The sequence below is a fragment of the Acinetobacter pittii ATCC 19004 = CIP 70.29 genome (genome assembly GCF_000369045.1).
Taxonomy (GTDB): Bacteria; Pseudomonadota; Gammaproteobacteria; order Pseudomonadales; family Moraxellaceae; genus Acinetobacter; species Acinetobacter pittii.
The window spans coordinates 19,240-35,146 of the sequence record NZ_KB849788.1 but is presented as its reverse complement, the minus strand read 5'-3'; the positions used below and the strand labels follow the sequence as shown (position 1 = coordinate 35,146).

Genomic DNA, 15,907 nt, shown 5'->3' with positions numbered 1-15,907 from the left:
AATTATTTCGATTAATCAATCAGTAAAAATCCACACAAGTTGTTCTTCAATTCTCTTAATGATCTTCTTCCTGGTTCGTCACCAGCAAGCTAGGTCGGCTATATTACTCTTAATCTCTTAAAAGTCAACAGGTAATTTCGATATTTTTAAAACTCACTCTCAAACCAACTTAACATCAAATTCATCACTTAAAGCAATCAACTTAATCACAAGTAACTGTTTTTCAACAAGTTTCTATCTGCATCACCGCCGATGGATGTGCATTATAGACCATTAACTTACCTTTGCAACCCTTTTTTTAAATCAATACCATCAACTGGATACTTTTTAAGCTTTTTAGTCACTTTTAGATGAGATATTAAACTTTTTTTACGTTATCAACTTCATGTAGAATAGATTATTCGTGCAATAGTTTGGCATTAACTCACCATGTGGCAGTTCGCTAAAAAAGTATTTGTTTGCATACTTGTAGTGCTTGCTACGAGTGGGCCTTGTTATGCCAATTCAAAACATAATTTCTATGTACTTACTTTATCTATCCTAAGCTACAGTAAGTGGGAGAATGTAAATACTCCTACTCTTTGTGTAATTGATAACCCTTCTATTACATCTACTTTTCAATCTTATATCCAGCAAATGTCTTATAATTATCGTGTTCAAACTGTAAATGCGAAAGATTTTGCTCGGTCACATTGTCAGGCTGTCTATTTTTCTAGTACTTCTCCGCAGCAACAACAAAACCTTATTCAAAACTATCCTTATCATTCTTTACTTTCTTTAAGTGTTAATAATTCAGAGTGCGAGATAGGAAGTATCTTTTGTTTATATACTCAGAATAATTACACTACCTTTAAAGTTAACTTAGATGCTTTAAGTCACTCCAAAGTCCATATTGATCCGAGAGTATTACTCTTGGCTAAGAATGCGGAGTAAGGATCATGATATCAAAGTTGTATCAGTCCACTTCACTACACGCATTATTTAGAAAATCTCAATTTACTATTTTTGCTATTACTTTTTTTATTTGCTCTTTTACGTTTGTCTCAATTTCCGTTTTTACAATGGAAACTTATGCTAAACAAAATTTGCAATTGCTTAGTCATACTCTATTAGAGCGTATTCAGCCTGCAGTCGTGTTTAATGATAAAATTACAATAGAGCAGATTTTGAATGAATATACGAATGATCATTCAATTCGTACTATTCATATTTACGATTCAGAACATCATCTGATCGCCCAAAGTTTTAAATTATCAAGTCAAACTTCAATTTTAGAAGGCTGGTTTGATCATTGGTTTTTAAATGAGCCTGTTCATCTTACAATTTATCATCATGAACAAAATGTAGGTGAACTTACACTTTTTGGTAGCTCTGAAAAAATATTGCAGTTCCTAAAAATGATTATGGTAGGGCTTGCGATTGCAATGTTGTTTATTGTTTGCGCTTTATGGTGGTCAGTAAATCTAACTTATCGTCAAATTATGCAGGCTATTTACCCACTTACTAATATTGCTCAAATTGTAAGTGAACAAAAAGCTTATAATCTTCGTTTCCCTTATAACCGAATTAAAGAATTTCAAGATTTAAATACCGTTTTTAACGAGTTACTTGAAGAAATTCAAATATGGGATAATCAGCTGCAAAAGGAAAATCGTAAATTATCCTTTCAGGCTCATCACGACCAACTCACCTTATTACCTAATAGACATTATTTTTATCAAATCCTTTTAGACATGTTTGAAGATAAAGGGTTTGATAATAAGTCTGCATTATTATTTATAGATAACAATAACTTCAAAGCAATTAATGACCAATTTGGCCATTTAGCTGGCGATGAAGTTTTAAAAGAAATGGCGAATCGCCTGCAAACTCGTTTGCGTCATCAAGATTTTATTGCACGGTTAGGTGGTGATGAATTTGCTGTCATTTTGCATTCCATTAGTCATGCTGATCATTTAATATCTATTGCTGAAAATTTACTCGAAAGCTGTAAAGAACCTTTGCATCTAAATGGTCAAACCATTTACTTCAGTTTCAGTGTAGGTATTGCTTTATCACAATTTGCATCTAGCCCCGAAGATTTCATTATGCAAGCAGATCAAGCAATGTATAAGGCTAAAAATTCGGATGAACACTGGTTTATCTATAAACCTGAAAATTAAATTTAGGCTAATCTATGAATACAAGATCTTTAAAACTCTCTTTTATTGCATTGCTATGCATTACTCTTGCAGGGTGCCTGAGTTTTGGTCCATTAAAATATCGTCAAGTAAAATTGCTCAAAAAAGAAGGTTTCGTTCTTACTGATGAAGGCTGGACTTTAGGTTTACCAGAACGCTTATTATTTGACTTTAATAATGCGCAGTTAAAACAAAGTCATGAAGCTGAGTTAGTACGTCTAGCAAATCAATTGAATAAATATGACCTGAATAAATTGAAAATTGTTGGTCATACTGATGATGTTGGTGATGCTACATATAACCAAAAGTTATCTGAAGAGCGTGCTCAAAGTGTGGCAAACCTTTTCTTAACACGTGGATTTAAAAAAGAAAACATCTACGTAATTGGTCGTGGTTCAACACAACCTTATGTGCCAAATACAACCAATGAAAACCGTGCGATTAACCGACGTGTTGCGATTGTCGTTATTCCATAAGTAAATTTAATTCATAAAAAAGCCAATCCTCTGTGATTGGCTTTTTATTTTAAACTAGCTCAATAATATCAATGGTTGGTGGCACTCTGAAACGCAAAGGAATTCCAACCATTCCTGTGCCAACGGTAACAAAGACATCCGCATGCTCATGAGAGTAGAAACCGCGCTTATGACCTAAAATTGATACTTTTTTCATAATATAGTTAGTCAACCATGGAAGCTCTACCTGCCCTCCATGTGTATGCCCAGATAACATTAATGGTCGATTCGGTAATTTAGGTACCATATCTACCGTATCGGGGTTATGAGATAAAATTAACCAAGGCTTGTCTTGCGGTAAATCAGGCATAGAGCGCATATCGGTTTTGCCTGCCCAGAGGTCACCAATACCAATCAAACGGAACTCATCAAAATCAACGATTTTCCCTTCAATATCAACAACCTCATTATAAAATAGGGCATCTTTTAATAGTTGCTGAATCGGTGGGCCAGGATATTGCTCATCATGATTTCCAGGAACCGAATATACAGGCGCCTGAATTTCTTTTAAAACACTTAATTCTTCAATCAATCTGTCTTCTGGCTCATATGTCCAATCACCAGCGACTACCACTAAATCAGGTTGCTGTTCATTTAATTTTCTAACTATGGTTTTGAGCTGACGTTCATGCCCTGAAAATAAACCGATATGTAAATCTGCAATTAAGGCAACTTTTACTGGTTTATCAAAACTACGATCTGGATTTAAGCGATATTGATGAGTATCGACACGCACCAAATGAGGTTCGATAAATCGGGCGTAAATTAACACACCACTTAAGAAAAAGATGAAAATACCTTCATGAATTGAATAGTAACCAATCCAAGCAGCATATAAATTAAAAAACCAGAGAGGAATAAGTAGATAAGAGAGATAAAATGCGAGTAGATGTACAAAAGCTTTAAATGGATGAATCGTCTCGGTTCGTGATTGATGAATCCAAGCCTCAGAAATTCCCCATAGAGCAAGTATTGAAAAAATAAAGTAAAAACAAAAAATGATTGAATTTGGATTCCACATTACGACTCTCGACTTATCTTATATTGATTGCTAGTAATCAAATTCAATATTTATCTTTCAATATGCACGAATTATACTCTAGCTCACCTTATCGTATGTACTGATTATGGCACAATCCTTTCCTTCCAAACAGCTTCAAACGAATCAACAAGCTAAAGGCTTTTTGATAAAAGCCTCTATAGTCCTATGTTCAAGTTTTGCTGTGGGTTTGACAGGATGTAGTACTCTGCCAAAACATGGTGTTGAGCCAGTACAATATGCAAAAGATATTGATACCTCTGAGACTTCACTTGCCAAAATTATTACACCTTTACGCCAGCAAAATCCAAAGTTAACGGGTTTCCATGTTCTAAATGATCCGCTGGAGGCTCTAGCGGCTCGACTTAGATTAATTGATAAAGCCGAAAAGACTTTAGATTTACAATATTACATTTGGGATAATGACAAAGTTGGTGCTTTAGCCTTGCACGCGATTATTCGTGCAGCTGATCGAGGTGTAAAAGTCCGACTTCTTATTGATGACAATAATGCAAAAAAAATGGAAGGGATTTTACTGGCCCTTTCTCAGCATAAAAATATTGAAGTTAAGCTTTTTAATCCCTACCGTTTCCGCAAATATCGTGCGATGGATATGGTGCTTGATTTAAAACGTATCAATCGTCGTATGCACAATAAAAGTTTTATTGCCGACAATGAGGTTGCTCTTATTGGCGGACGCAATATGACCAATCAATATTACAATGTAAGCGATAGCTATCAGTTTTCTGATGTCGATGTAATGTTGGTAGGCGCTGCTGTTGATGATATCGTAAATTCGTTTGATGATTACTGGAATCATGAATATGCATATTCAGTTCAAAGTATCGTAAGTCCTGAGCAGCACCGTTTACGCTATGAAGGCTTAAAAGAACAGCTTGAAGCACACTATCAACAAGCTACCGTCCAAAACTTTTTAAACTTAACCGCAAAATCTCATGCATTTGATCAATGGCTAAATCACAATATTCAATTTGATTGGGTCAAAGCAGAAGTCGTAAAAGACTCACCTGATAAAATCAAATCGAAAGCTAAGAAAGAAGAACACCTCAATTTCCAGTTAATTAATCATTTGGAAAAACCAGAAAGTAACGTTGACTTAATCTCTGCTTATTTTATTCCTGAAAAACAAGGTGCCAAGATTTTAAGCACGCTTGCCAAAGAGGGTGTTGAAGTTCGAGTTTTAACGAACTCTTTCAAAGCGAATGACGTTGCTGTTGTACATGCCTTTTATGGGAAATACCGTAAAGAACTGCTTAAAAACGGCGTACAACTTTATGAATTTTTACCAACACCTGATAAAAGAGATTTAAATAAAAATACAGATGAGCTTGCCACTAAAGCTAAAGTAAATATGAAAGGGCTAAGCCGATCAAGTTTGCATACTAAACTCATGGCATTAGATGAGCAGGTTTTTATTGGTTCATTTAACTTTGATCCGCGCTCGGCTTACTTAAATACTGAAATTGGTGTGATTTTAGATAGCCCATCACTGGCTAAGACGATTCACCATACAATGGATGAAAATTTAAATAAGTATGCTTATAAATTAAAGCTCGACACTAACAATCATATTTATTGGCAGCAAGAAACTCCAAATGGCCCTGTAATTTATAGACAGGAACCTGAGATGAAATGGTGGCAGAAAGCAGGCATGAAATTTCTTTCGTGGCTGCCACTTGAAGGATTTATGTAATTAGTTTTTTGGCTTAAGTACTTTTTGATGTAGTTGAGCCAAACCCTCTACCATTTTTTCTTGAACTTCGCGCGTTAAACTTTTGACGTCATGCCCTTCCACTGAAATAGGAGGCAAAGTTAACAGATGAGCTGTTACTTTAGGCATTTCAAGTACACGTTGAATATGTTCGGCAAATGTCATGTCACCAATGAATGGCGCAACTGTATCTAGTTCCCCATCGCGATTTACATAACAAATCAAACAAACCTGTACTGGACGCTGTGCTTCAATCGCTGCTCCTAGTAATCGTCCATGGACTTTTTTAACAGAATGTCCATCTGTAGTTGTGGCCTCAGGAAAAAATAATACGGGAATATTCTGTTTTAAAAATTCAGCAATTTGCTCACGAATTCTGACGGAATCACCAGATCCACGCTTAATAAATAACGTTCCACCACTTTTGGCTAAATTTCCAAGAATAGGCCAATTTTCAATTTCAGCTTTAGCCAGAAAGAAAACTCGCGCACCTGACCCTAGAACCGCAACATCTAGCCAAGAAATATGATTACTTACCCATAAAGCTGGTTCTCTAGGAATTGTGCCATGTACTTCTATATCTAAATTAAAAACCTGACATAAACGGCGGCAAAAGTATTGGACATAACGTGTATTAACAGGATTATTAGGATCTTTATAAAGCCCATGTCGATAAACTAGATAAAAACCTTCACTAATTGCGGCCGTGGCAGAAGTGACCTTTTTTCCGTATAAACCTATTTTTGATAATTTCTTTAACGTTGAATTAACTATACTTTGCGTTTGAGCCATAAAATTTCACTAACGATTAATCATTGTTATACCCATCTCGAGTCATTCTATACGTTTCGTAATAAACTTGCATTGACGATAGAGAACGGCAAATAAAATAAATCTGAACATTAGACTAATCTCATATAACTAATCTAAAGGATGAGAACAAACGCTTTCCCCTTTTGCTTAAGTTTCCTCTAGAATAAAGTTTTCCCATTTTCAGGATTTATAGCCACGTGGAATATGTTGATCGGCATCAAGGCGGTGAACGCACAATCTTAGTGAGTGTTTCTGTACAATTATTAGATGATCTGGATGCCGAAGAGTTTGCTCTACTTGCACAGTCTGCTGGTGCAGATATCCTTGAACATATTAAGGTTCAGCGTAATAAGCCTAATCCTAAATTTTTTATTGGCTCCGGAAAAGTCGAAGAAATTGCAGAGCAAGTTCAGGAGCTAGAAGCGAGTCTGGTTATCTTTGACCATGCGTTATCACCTGCTCAAGAACGAAATTTAGAAAGAATATTAAAATGCCGAGTTATTGACCGCACAGGCTTAATTTTAGATATTTTTGCGCTGCGTGCCCGTACGCATGAAGGTAAGTTACAAGTCGAACTTGCCCAGCTTAAACATTTATCTACTCGTCTTATTCGTGGTTGGTCTGCCGACTTTGAACAACAAAAAGGTGGTATCGGCTTACGCGGTCCCGGTGAAACACAACTAGAGACAGATCGCCGTCTCATTCGTGTTCGTATTACCCAATTAAAAGATAAATTAGACAAAGTACAACAGACTCGTATGCAAGGGCGTGCTGCAAGACAAAAAGCAGCTATTCCAACGGTTTCATTAGTAGGTTATACCAACGCTGGTAAATCGACTTTATTTAATATTTTAGCTAATAGTGATGTCTACGCAGCTGATCAACTATTTGCAACACTTGATCCAACCCTACGCCGTTTAGACTGGGATGGTATCGGTACTGTTGTGCTAGCAGACACAGTAGGTTTTGTACGAAACTTACAGCATGATTTGGTTGAATCATTTAAAGCAACACTTGAAGAAACACTAGAAGCGACCCTTTTACTGCATGTTATTGATAGTAGTAGCCACGACATGCTTGACCAAATTGAAGCGGTTGAAGGCGTATTAAAAGACATTGGTGCTGATGCTCCCGTACTTCGGGTATACAACAAAATTGATCTAAGTGGTGAAGAGGCCAAAATTATTTATGCCGAACCACATGTACCAGATCGAGTTTATGTTTCAGCTCATTCTGGTCAAGGTCTAGAGTTGCTCCAAAAAGCAGTACAAGAATGCTTAATGGGCCAAATTCAAAAGTTTTCACTCGTGCTTAAGCCTGCTTATGGCAAATTACGTACTCAACTTTATGCCTTAAATGTGATTGAGTCTGAACATTATGATGATGCAGGCTTATTACATATTGATGTGAAGATTGCACCACATAAGTTAGAAAAGCTGATTCGCCAAGCAAAGCTTCCATTGGATGAAATCTTGAGAGAACACGCGAGTCAATTTAAGCGCCCCTTGGAAGAGTTTGAAATCAAGGGCGATATCAGTTAAAACTTGATAAGTAAACTTTTAGAGATAAAAAATATGGATAAGATCAAAAGTATAGACTGGACAGCATGGGTAATTACATTACTACTCATTATTGGTTTTCGTGAAGGCTCTGTCGTTGTCATGCGTGCTTTTGGTCATCCAGAATTAGGTAATCTGGTCGGTTTAATCAGCTTACTTATTATTTTACTGATTTGGAGAAAGTTTAAAAAAATTCCACTTCGAATAGTAGATACCAATAATAAAATCATGAAAGAAAGTGGATTCGCGTTTTTACCTATCTGTGCAGGTTCATTAATTATGCTCGTACATATGGGTAAGGAAATTCCATTATTTCTTTTTGTTTTAGTGGTCAGTACCCTTATACCTTTGTGGGTCTATGCAAAAATGGCAAAACGTTGGTTATAAGGAGAATAAAATGTTTACGATTTTCTACGGATTTTTGATCACACTCATTGGTTATCTGTGTGCAAAGCCTTTAAACCGACGTTTCCCGCAAGTTCCACTTTTAGTTTTTGGCATGTTCATTGTAATTGGCTTACTTTCAGTTCTACATGTGCCATATGAACAGTATCGTCTTTATGTGAATAACTTATTTGGTCATCTATTAGGTTATGTCACTGTAGCCTTAGCCATTCCCTTAGCTGCAATGCGTTACGATGATCTTCCAATTAAATCTGTCATTGGTATTTTACTTTTTGCAAGTATTAGCGCCGTTGCCCTACCTATGGGGCTGGCTTACTTGTTACATATGTCTGAACCTACAATTCTTGCATTTGCCACCCGTGCAGTAACTACTCCAATTGCTCTGAACATCGCAACTTTATTACATGCTCCTGAAACACTTGTGACCCTTATTGTTATTTTGTCTGGGGTAATTGGCGCTGCATTCTCACCATTCTTACTTAAACATATTCATGATGAGAGAGCATCAGGTTTAGCCTTAGGTTTAGCTGCACATGCCATCGGAACAGCTCAAGCTTGGCAACGCGGACCCGTTGCAGGTCGTTACGCTGCATTTGGTATGGCATTGAATGGTGTATTTACTGCAATTTGGCTACCAACATTAATGTTGTCTTTTGGAACACCATAATTAAGAAGTTGATTAAATAAACATTGAACGGTCTATCAATTCCAAATAAGATGACCTTTCAAAGTTAAAAGGATTTTTAATTATGGGGAAAATTTTTATTGGAGCTCTGCTCTTATTGGGGATTAATACTGCTACATTTGCAGCAGATATTACAGGTCTCTGGCAAACAATTGATGATAAGACAGGTGCTCCCAAAGCACAGGTAGAAATACGAAAAGAAGCGAACGGGACATATGCCGGGAAAATTATCAAAGTAACGCCACGCCCAGGTTATACGCCTAAAGAAATTTGTGATAATTGCCCTGCGCCATATACCAATAAACCGATTTTAGGTCTGGATATCGCAACTGGTTTAAAACAGGTAGATGGACTGAACTATACTGGCGGTAAAATTTTAGATCCGAATACTGGTAAAGTTTACGGGCTTAAAGCAAAACTTAGTTCAACTGGCAAACGCTTACATATGCGCGGTTATCTCGGAGTTTCAGCTTTAGGGCGTAATCAAATCTGGATACGAGTAGAATAATAGTTCCCAATAAAAAAGCCGCTTCTGCGGCTTTTTTATTTTAACTCAGCTACAAGCTTCATCTTACGTTCATAGCAAAGCATTGCTTTTCTTATAGTTGCACTGGGTTTTCAACAGAAAAAATTTCTTTGTCTTCAATACGATAAGCCATTAATTTTCTGCCCCAAACATAGCCACCATCGATATTCTGGATCTGCTCATTAACAGTTCTACCCTCGAGCGCAGCCCAATGACCAAAAATAATCTGATGAGTTTGTGCGGCTTTGCTCGGAAATTCAAACCAAGGTAAATAACCTTCGGGCATTGGTGCATCCAAAGAATCTTTAAAACTAAACTCTAAAGCCCCTTCGGCATTGGTTAAACGCATGCGAGTCAAATAATTGGTAATACAACGTAAACGCGCAGAACCAGTTAGGTTATCTTCCCACAAATCTGGTTTAGAACCATACATGTCTGCTAAAAAAGCATCCAATACAGATAAATCTTCGTTTGCGAGTACAGCCTCAACCTCTTTTGCCAACGTTACAGTTTTTTGCGCATCCCAAATACAAGGTATGCCAGCATGAGTAAGGATCGTATGCTCGTTTGGCAATAAACATAATGGCTGTTTACGTAACCAATCGATTAACTCATCACCATCAATAGCATCAATAACGTCTTGGGTACGATCTTTTTCTTTAATCTCTTTTAAACCACGCGCACCCGCAATTAAAGTCAGGTCATGATTTCCAAGTACAGTTGCAGCAGCTCCGCGCTCAGCAAGCTTTTTAATAAAACGTAATGCCCCTACCGAGTTTTCACCACGTGCGACTAAATCACCAGCAAACCATAAAAAGTCTTGATCTGGATCAAAACGTATTTCTTTAAGCAAGGCTTTTAGAGCTTCAAAACACCCCTGCACATCACCAATAACATAGTTAAAACGCTTAGTCATTTACGCCACCATTTGATCGGCCAAAGCAACAAATTGGGCAAGTGTTAAGGTCTCTGGACGAGCCATCGGATCAACACCAGCTTTTTCAAAGCCATCTTCTGCAATCATACCTTTAAGACTGTTTCTTAATGTTTTGCGGCGCTGAGTAAATACATGGGCAACCAGTCGAGCTAAAGCTTTTTCATCTTTTGCTGTAATTGGCTTTTGATCATAAGGAACAAGGCGGAAAACAGCGCTCGTTACTTTAGGTGGTGGGTTAAATGCACCAGCTGGCACTTCAAATAAAAATGTTGGTTGACAGTAATACTGAATCATTACCGACAAACGTCCATATTCTTTCGTATTCGGTTCAGCAGTAATACGGTCAACCACTTCTTTTTGCAGCATAAAGTGCATATCTTTAACTTTGCTGCCAAATTCCAAGAGATGAAAGAGTAATGGGGTTGAAATGTTATAAGGTAAGTTACCAACTACACGTAATGGTCGGCCATCTTTTACCAGTTCGCTAAAGTCATATTTTAATGCGTCAGCTTCTATAATCGTCAAACGTTCAGGATGTGGAACACGTTCTGGTAGCCCAGCAGCTAAGTCACGATCTAGCTCCACTACTGTTAATGCATCACATTCCCCAATTAAAGGAGATGTTAAGGCAGCTAAACCAGGTCCAATCTCGACAATATTGTCGCCTGTACGAGGACTTACAGAGCGCACAATTTTGGCAATGACTCGTTGATCATGTAAGAAGTTTTGACCAAAACGTTTACGAGCTTTATGCCCTTCATCTTTCGGGTTTAGGGCATTAATTTGATACATAGAACATTTCCAACATGAAAAATTTAGCTCGCTGCTAAAGATAAAGCTAAATCAACAGCGACATTTAAACTTGAGCTTTTTGCCAAACCAGTCCCAGCCAAAGACAACGCTGTGCCATGGTCAACCGAAGTTCGAATGAAAGGCAAACCCAATGTAATATTGATGGCTTCACCAAACCCTTGTGATTTTAACACAGGTAAACCTTGATCATGGTACATGGCAAGTACAGCATCTGCATTTTTAAGATGTTCTGGAGTAAACAAAGTATCTGCCGGCAAGCTTAAACTCATTTTAAGCCCTTGCGCTCGATAACTTTCGAGTACCGGATTAATGGTCTCAATCTCTTCATGACCCAAATAACCATCTTCACCTGCATGAGGATTTAAGCCACACACGAGTACACGTGGGTCTGTAATCTTAAATTTAGTTTTTAAGTCATGCAGTAAAATATCAATGACCTGATGCAATCGCTCTTTGGTAATTGCATCTGCAACATCTCTTAAAGGTAAATGTGTAGTTGCTAACGCGACACGCAAAGTTTTAGTTGCAAGCATCATTACGACACGCTCTATACCTGCAAACTCTTGATAATATTCAGTGTGACCGCTAAATAAAATACCAGCATCATTAATGACCGATTTTTGCACAGGTGCCGTGGCTACCCCGACACTTTTACCAGACATTGCATAATCTGCTGAACGACGCAGTTGTTCTAATACATAGGCTGCATTAGCTGGGTTTAATTGACCATCAATAACTGCTGCGTCTAAAGGCACATGCTCTATATAGAGTTCATTCAGAGATGATGACTCAGGCTGTCCGGTATATTCTATAAATTGAATATTTATCCCAAGTTTTTGGGCACGTTGCTCTAATAAGTCTCGGTCACCCAAGATAACAACAGGGCGTTCATCAACCCGCTTAGCCAAGCTCAAACAGATATCTGGACCAATACCAGCCGGCTCACCGGAAGTGACATATAATGGCAGCACAATCACTCCAGACACATAACAAGAATTTGTTTGATTTTAACATATCTGATATTCATCAGTTTATGGATTAAATTATATGGCTTAAACTGGATTTTTCTTGTGAGTTTGGACAAACTCGTTTAGAATGCTCGCTCCTTTTGTTTGGACAGATTCCATAGTCCAAACCAACTATAATAGGTAGTGGTTTAATGAAAACTCTCAGCGCTAAGCCAGCTGAAGTTCAACATGACTGGTATGTTGTTGATGCTTCTGGCAAAACTTTAGGTCGCCTTGCGACTGAAATCGCTCGTCGTTTACGCGGTAAGCACAAAACTTCTTATACTCCTCACGTTGACACTGGCGATTACATCGTTGTGATTAATGCTGAACAAGTTCAAGTGACTGGTAAAAAATCACTTGATAAGAAATATTATCGCCATACTGGTTTCCCTGGTGGTATCCGTGAGACTAACTTCGAGAAGTTAATTGCTCACAAACCTGAAGCTGTTCTTGAAAAAGCGGTTAAAGGCATGTTACCAAAAGGTCCTCTTGGTTATGCAATGATCAAAAAAATGAAAGTGTACGCTGGTACTGAGCATCCGCATGCTGCTCAACAGCCACAAGTTTTGGACATCTAAGGGATACAGCACATGGCTACTAATTATGGTACAGGTCGCCGTAAGACCGCAACTGCACGTGTTTTCTTGTCAGCTGGTACAGGTAAACTCGTTATTAACAACCGTACTTTAGAGCAATATTTCGGTCGTGAAACTGCTCGTATGGTTGTTCGTCAACCTTTAGAACTTTTAGAAGTTACTGAAAAGTTTGACCTTTACATCACTGTTAAAGGTGGTGGTATCGGTGGTCAAGCTGGCGCGATCCGTCACGGTATTACTCGTGCGCTTATCGCTGCTGACGAAACTTTAAAACCTGTTCTACGTCAAGCTGGTTTCGTTACTCGTGATGCTCGTGAAGTTGAACGTAAGAAACTTGGTTTACGTAAAGCTCGTAAACGTCCTCAATTCTCTAAACGTTAATTCGTTTATCGAGTTGGACAAAAAGCCTTGGATTTTTCCAAGGCTTTTTTATTATGAAAATAGAGCTACAAAATACAAACTTATAAATATAAACAAACTAGCTCTTTAGAACCGTGATTTCCTACAGCATTTTTAGTATCCTAATCGATTCACTCAACCACGTCGTCTTGTGATATGTCGGTCGAAAACACCTCTATTCAGGGGATTACCCTTTACAGTCATGCTGATGATTTCCGTTCTCACTGGATTCGTTTCTTATTAGCAGAAAAACAAATCAAATATCAATTGATCATAACTGACCATGAAGACGAAGATTTGGCCAGCTTAAATCCTTACAACCAATTACCGATGTTGGTCGAACAAAATCTTAAATTATTTTCAGCGCCTATCATCGCTGAATATTTAGATGATCGTTATCGTCAAAGTAAGCTTTATGCCGATGCACCTATGATGCGTGCGGAACAGCGTCAGTATATCTGGAGACTTGAAAACGACTGGTTTAAGTTAGCAGATCACATGTTAAAACATGCTGACTCACTAAATGTCGAACAAAAGCAAAAAGCTCAAAAAGAACTACGTGAAACATTAATTTCACTTACTCCCCTATTTCAGCATTTTCCGTATTTCATGTCTGAGAATTTTACAATCTTAGACTGCATGCTTGCCCCTATCTTTTTAAGATTAAATAGGATGGGAATTGATTTACCAAAACAGCACTGTCGACCTATATTTTTGTACTGTAAACGTATCTTTGAACGGCCTTCTTTTGCTAAATCAATGACGCCTCAAGAGAAAAACCGTTACAATGAACTATTAAATATGGAATAGCGTGATATGTCTGAGCAAACTATTGATTTAACCCCTACACGTCCTTATCTTGCTCGTGCAATCTATGAATGGATTTGTGATAACCAGCTTACTCCTTATCTATTAGTTGATGCGACACAACCGCATACCGACGTTCCGCAACAATTTGTTAAAGATGGGCAAATTGTTCTAAATATTGTGCCCCATGCAGTTCATCAATTGCTTATTACTAATGAAGCTATTACTTTTTCAGCTCGCTTTGGTGGAGCATCAAAAGACATTTATGTCCCTATTCAAGCTGTTCTAGGGATTTACGCACGTGAGAATGGACAAGGTTTATTCTTTGATCCTGAAGAATATGCCAATGTAACACCTGTAGAAAATACAGTAGAGTCAGAAGTACAAGAAGCAACTGAAACAACATCGACTAAGAAAAAACCATCGTTAAGAATTTTAGATTAAATTTAGAGGAAGAAAGCATGGCATTTGATTTAGTCCAATACTTTGCTGAGCAGATAAAAATTCAAAAGCCTCAGCTTTTAAATCAATATCCAGTTAATGAAAAAAATAAACTGATTGATGAGGTGAATATTCTTACGCTTGGAAAACTGATTAGTTTATGGCGTCAGAATGATAATAAGATTTATCAAGAAATCAAAACCTCAGATCCACTTTATATTCAAGAAGTTGCTCGTCATTTAACGACTTCTAAACATAATCAGTCGACTTTAAAAAATTCAGAACTAGAACAGAGTATTTCTGAAATTTTAACTTTGCAGTTAGCAGAACTTAATCAGCTCGATGAAACAGGTGGTTTTGGACATAATGGCTTAAAAGAGTTAATTTTAGGTCAGATCGAACACTTATCAGGTCAAGCTGAAGATTGGGTTTGGTCAACAAACCACCTAAATGAATTAATTGGTTCTAAACCTGTGGAACAAGAAGAGCTATCATTGGATACAACAATGAAGGAGTTCAACCAAATGGTTCACCAAGCCCAACCTCATCATGATGACGTGCATATTGAAGAACAAGCTGCCGAAATTTCTGTACCTACATGGTCAAAGATTGTTGCCCCTGTAGTTGCTTTAGCAATTTTGGGCTATCTCTACTGTATTTATACACAGCTCGTTTAGTTCACTTATTGCTATAAAGGGGAATTCATTATTTCCCCTTTTTTATTATTAAAATTGGAACATTTTATCTACAAGTATTTTATTAATATTCTATTACAATTATTTTATCCAGATTTTAAAATATATAATGTTAAACTCAGCACAGTATTAAAATTAAAACGTAAAAACAATCTTATAATATTTTCTATGGTCTGACATTTTGTGTCACTTATTTCCCAAAACAACAATTTTACTTTTTATTTAATTTATTGACTTCAAATTGAGCAAAAATATAATGAATTTCAGCTACTTTTAGGAAAAAGTAGTAAATATAATTTTAGAATCCTGAGAGATAAAAAATGGCTAAACTTTCTTTAGATAGCTTAACGACAATTGATGGTTTTATTGCTTCTGCACTTGTTGATTCAGAAAGTGGATTGTCACTTGCAACACAAGGTGGTGGGGAAATTGATTTAGAATTGGCTGCTGCTGGTAATACAGAAGTCATTCGCGCAAAGCGAAATGTAGCTAATGCATTGAAGTTAAATGACAATATTGAGGATATTTTAATTACCTTAGGTAAGGCTTACCATTTAATTCGACCTTTAGAAAGTAATAATAATTTGTTCCTTTACTTAGTACTCGACCGTAGCAAATCAAATTTGGCTATGGCTCGTCATGAGTTAAAGTCATTTGAAAAAGAGCTCGATTTCAGTTAAGTGATTTAGTTTATGCTCTTTATATTCATTATAAAGAGCATAAAAAATCATTACATCAATTTATAAAAAATTAAA

19 protein-coding genes are annotated in these 15,907 nt (G+C 37.1%); 14 read left to right on the top strand and 5 right to left on the bottom strand.

Annotation, left to right across the window (positions count from 1 at the left end; translation table 11 throughout):
• Positions 1-429: 429 nt before the first annotated feature.
• Genes F928_RS10465 through psaB form a run of 3 tightly spaced genes read left to right on the top strand, consistent with a single transcriptional unit; the run spans position 430 to position 2,656 of the window.
• On the top strand, positions 430-933 hold the full coding sequence (locus F928_RS10465) for a regulatory sequestration protein YfiR (protein ID WP_005074852.1): 504 nt from the start codon (positions 430-432) through the stop codon (positions 931-933).
• 5 nt (positions 934-938) lie between these two features.
• Entirely contained in the window at positions 939-2,162 is a 1,224-nt protein-coding gene (locus F928_RS10460) for a diguanylate cyclase DgcN/YfiN (protein WP_005065229.1), read from the top strand.
• Positions 2,163-2,176: 14 nt separating this feature from the next.
• The gene (gene psaB / locus F928_RS10455; RefSeq protein ID WP_002117846.1) at positions 2,177-2,656 is read left to right on the top strand and encodes an outer membrane lipoprotein YfiB; all 480 of its coding nucleotides are present in this window, start codon (positions 2,177-2,179) and stop codon (positions 2,654-2,656) included.
• Positions 2,657-2,705: 49 nt separating this feature from the next.
• On the opposite strand, the gene F928_RS10450 is transcribed toward psaB, so the two are convergent.
• Complete coding sequence (locus F928_RS10450) at positions 2,706-3,716, bottom strand: metallophosphoesterase (protein ID WP_005074851.1); 1,011 nt, start codon at positions 3,714-3,716, stop codon at positions 2,706-2,708.
• Positions 3,717-3,822: 106 nt separating this feature from the next.
• On the opposite strand from F928_RS10450, the gene F928_RS10445 reads away from it, so the two are divergent.
• A complete protein-coding gene (locus F928_RS10445) occupies positions 3,823-5,448 on the top strand; it encodes a phospholipase D family protein (protein WP_002117884.1) in 1,626 nt (541 codons plus the stop codon).
• Here the strand turns inward: F928_RS10445 and plsC are convergent, their stop codons facing one another.
• Positions 5,449-6,258: a lysophospholipid acyltransferase family protein gene (plsC, locus tag F928_RS10440; protein ID WP_005074848.1), complete on the bottom strand. Its 810-nt coding sequence runs from the start codon at positions 6,256-6,258 to the stop codon at positions 5,449-5,451.
• 218 nt (positions 6,259-6,476) lie between these two features.
• Here plsC and hflX point away from each other — a divergent pair, with 218 nt between their 5' ends.
• The 4 genes from hflX (at position 6,477) to F928_RS10420 (ending at position 9,436) form a co-directional block, all read left to right on the top strand.
• Positions 6,477-7,820 carry a ribosome rescue GTPase HflX gene (gene hflX / locus F928_RS10435; protein ID WP_002117825.1) on the top strand — a complete coding sequence of 448 codons (1,344 nt, stop codon included), beginning with the start codon at positions 6,477-6,479 and terminating at the stop codon, positions 7,818-7,820.
• A 33-nt stretch (positions 7,821-7,853) separates the two neighbouring features.
• Positions 7,854-8,225: a hypothetical protein gene (locus F928_RS10430; protein ID WP_002117849.1), complete on the top strand. Its 372-nt coding sequence runs from the start codon at positions 7,854-7,856 to the stop codon at positions 8,223-8,225.
• A gap of 10 nt (positions 8,226-8,235) precedes the next feature.
• Entirely contained in the window at positions 8,236-8,910 is a 675-nt protein-coding gene (gene lrgB / locus F928_RS10425) for an LrgB family protein (RefSeq protein WP_002117880.1), read from the top strand.
• Between the two features lie 82 nt (positions 8,911-8,992).
• The gene (locus F928_RS10420) at positions 8,993-9,436 is read left to right on the top strand and encodes a DUF2147 domain-containing protein (RefSeq protein WP_002117847.1); all 444 of its coding nucleotides are present in this window, start codon (positions 8,993-8,995) and stop codon (positions 9,434-9,436) included.
• Between the two features lie 91 nt (positions 9,437-9,527).
• Here F928_RS10420 and apaH read toward each other — a convergent pair whose 3' ends face one another.
• From apaH to pdxA, 3 genes are read right to left on the bottom strand one after another with little or no spacing between them, the layout of a single operon-like run.
• Positions 9,528-10,370 (bottom strand): symmetrical bis(5'-nucleosyl)-tetraphosphatase, encoded by an 843-nt coding sequence (gene apaH, locus F928_RS10415; protein ID WP_002117871.1) that lies wholly within the window; start codon positions 10,368-10,370, stop codon positions 9,528-9,530.
• Positions 10,371-11,183 carry a 16S rRNA (adenine(1518)-N(6)/adenine(1519)-N(6))-dimethyltransferase RsmA gene (gene rsmA / locus F928_RS10410; protein ID WP_005065242.1) on the bottom strand — a complete coding sequence of 271 codons (813 nt, stop codon included), beginning with the start codon at positions 11,181-11,183 and terminating at the stop codon, positions 10,371-10,373. It abuts the gene before it with no gap.
• Positions 11,184-11,206: 23 nt separating this feature from the next.
• Entirely contained in the window at positions 11,207-12,190 is a 984-nt protein-coding gene (pdxA, locus tag F928_RS10405; RefSeq protein WP_080632683.1) for a 4-hydroxythreonine-4-phosphate dehydrogenase PdxA, read from the bottom strand.
• 173 nt (positions 12,191-12,363) lie between these two features.
• On the opposite strand from pdxA, the gene rplM reads away from it, so the two are divergent.
• The 6 genes from rplM to F928_RS10375 all read left to right on the top strand — a co-directional run bounded on the left by rplM (position 12,364) and on the right by F928_RS10375 (position 15,832).
• Positions 12,364-12,792 carry a 50S ribosomal protein L13 gene (gene rplM / locus F928_RS10400; RefSeq protein ID WP_002117832.1) on the top strand — a complete coding sequence of 143 codons (429 nt, stop codon included), beginning with the start codon at positions 12,364-12,366 and terminating at the stop codon, positions 12,790-12,792.
• A 12-nt stretch (positions 12,793-12,804) separates the two neighbouring features.
• A complete protein-coding gene (rpsI, locus tag F928_RS10395) occupies positions 12,805-13,191 on the top strand; it encodes a 30S ribosomal protein S9 (RefSeq protein WP_002048725.1) in 387 nt (128 codons plus the stop codon).
• Positions 13,192-13,365: 174 nt separating this feature from the next.
• Entirely contained in the window at positions 13,366-14,019 is a 654-nt protein-coding gene (sspA, locus tag F928_RS10390; RefSeq protein WP_005074841.1) for a glutathione S-transferase N-terminal domain-containing protein, read from the top strand.
• 6 nt (positions 14,020-14,025) lie between these two features.
• Positions 14,026-14,460 (top strand): ClpXP protease specificity-enhancing factor, encoded by a 435-nt coding sequence (gene sspB, locus F928_RS10385; RefSeq protein ID WP_005065250.1) that lies wholly within the window; start codon positions 14,026-14,028, stop codon positions 14,458-14,460.
• 17 nt (positions 14,461-14,477) lie between these two features.
• Entirely contained in the window at positions 14,478-15,134 is a 657-nt protein-coding gene (locus tag F928_RS10380) for a hypothetical protein (RefSeq protein WP_005065252.1), read from the top strand.
• Positions 15,135-15,472: 338 nt separating this feature from the next.
• Complete coding sequence (locus F928_RS10375; RefSeq protein ID WP_002117827.1) at positions 15,473-15,832, top strand: roadblock/LC7 domain-containing protein; 360 nt, start codon at positions 15,473-15,475, stop codon at positions 15,830-15,832.
• Positions 15,833-15,907: the final 75 nt, after the last annotated feature.

Coding starts and splice junctions, on each gene's coding strand:
- F928_RS10430 (WP_002117849.1), top strand. CDS start 7,854: ATGGATAAGATCAAAAGTATAGACTGGACAGCATGGGTAATTACATTA.
- F928_RS10375 (WP_002117827.1), top strand. CDS start 15,473: ATGGCTAAACTTTCTTTAGATAGCTTAACGACAATTGATGGTTTTATT.
- rplM (WP_002117832.1), top strand. CDS start 12,364: ATGAAAACTCTCAGCGCTAAGCCAGCTGAAGTTCAACATGACTGGTAT.
- plsC (WP_005074848.1), bottom strand. CDS start 6,258: ATGGCTCAAACGCAAAGTATAGTTAATTCAACGTTAAAGAAATTATCA.
- rsmA (WP_005065242.1), bottom strand. CDS start 11,183: ATGTATCAAATTAATGCCCTAAACCCGAAAGATGAAGGGCATAAAGCT.
- rpsI (WP_002048725.1), top strand. CDS start 12,805: ATGGCTACTAATTATGGTACAGGTCGCCGTAAGACCGCAACTGCACGT.
- psaB (WP_002117846.1), top strand. CDS start 2,177: ATGAATACAAGATCTTTAAAACTCTCTTTTATTGCATTGCTATGCATT.
- apaH (WP_002117871.1), bottom strand. CDS start 10,370: ATGACTAAGCGTTTTAACTATGTTATTGGTGATGTGCAGGGGTGTTTT.
- lrgB (WP_002117880.1), top strand. CDS start 8,236: ATGTTTACGATTTTCTACGGATTTTTGATCACACTCATTGGTTATCTG.
- F928_RS10420 (WP_002117847.1), top strand. CDS start 8,993: ATGGGGAAAATTTTTATTGGAGCTCTGCTCTTATTGGGGATTAATACT.
- F928_RS10465 (WP_005074852.1), top strand. CDS start 430: ATGTGGCAGTTCGCTAAAAAAGTATTTGTTTGCATACTTGTAGTGCTT.
- sspB (WP_005065250.1), top strand. CDS start 14,026: ATGTCTGAGCAAACTATTGATTTAACCCCTACACGTCCTTATCTTGCT.
- F928_RS10380 (WP_005065252.1), top strand. CDS start 14,478: ATGGCATTTGATTTAGTCCAATACTTTGCTGAGCAGATAAAAATTCAA.
- F928_RS10450 (WP_005074851.1), bottom strand. CDS start 3,716: ATGTGGAATCCAAATTCAATCATTTTTTGTTTTTACTTTATTTTTTCA.
- sspA (WP_005074841.1), top strand. CDS start 13,366: ATGTCGGTCGAAAACACCTCTATTCAGGGGATTACCCTTTACAGTCAT.
- F928_RS10445 (WP_002117884.1), top strand. CDS start 3,823: ATGGCACAATCCTTTCCTTCCAAACAGCTTCAAACGAATCAACAAGCT.
- F928_RS10460 (WP_005065229.1), top strand. CDS start 939: ATGATATCAAAGTTGTATCAGTCCACTTCACTACACGCATTATTTAGA.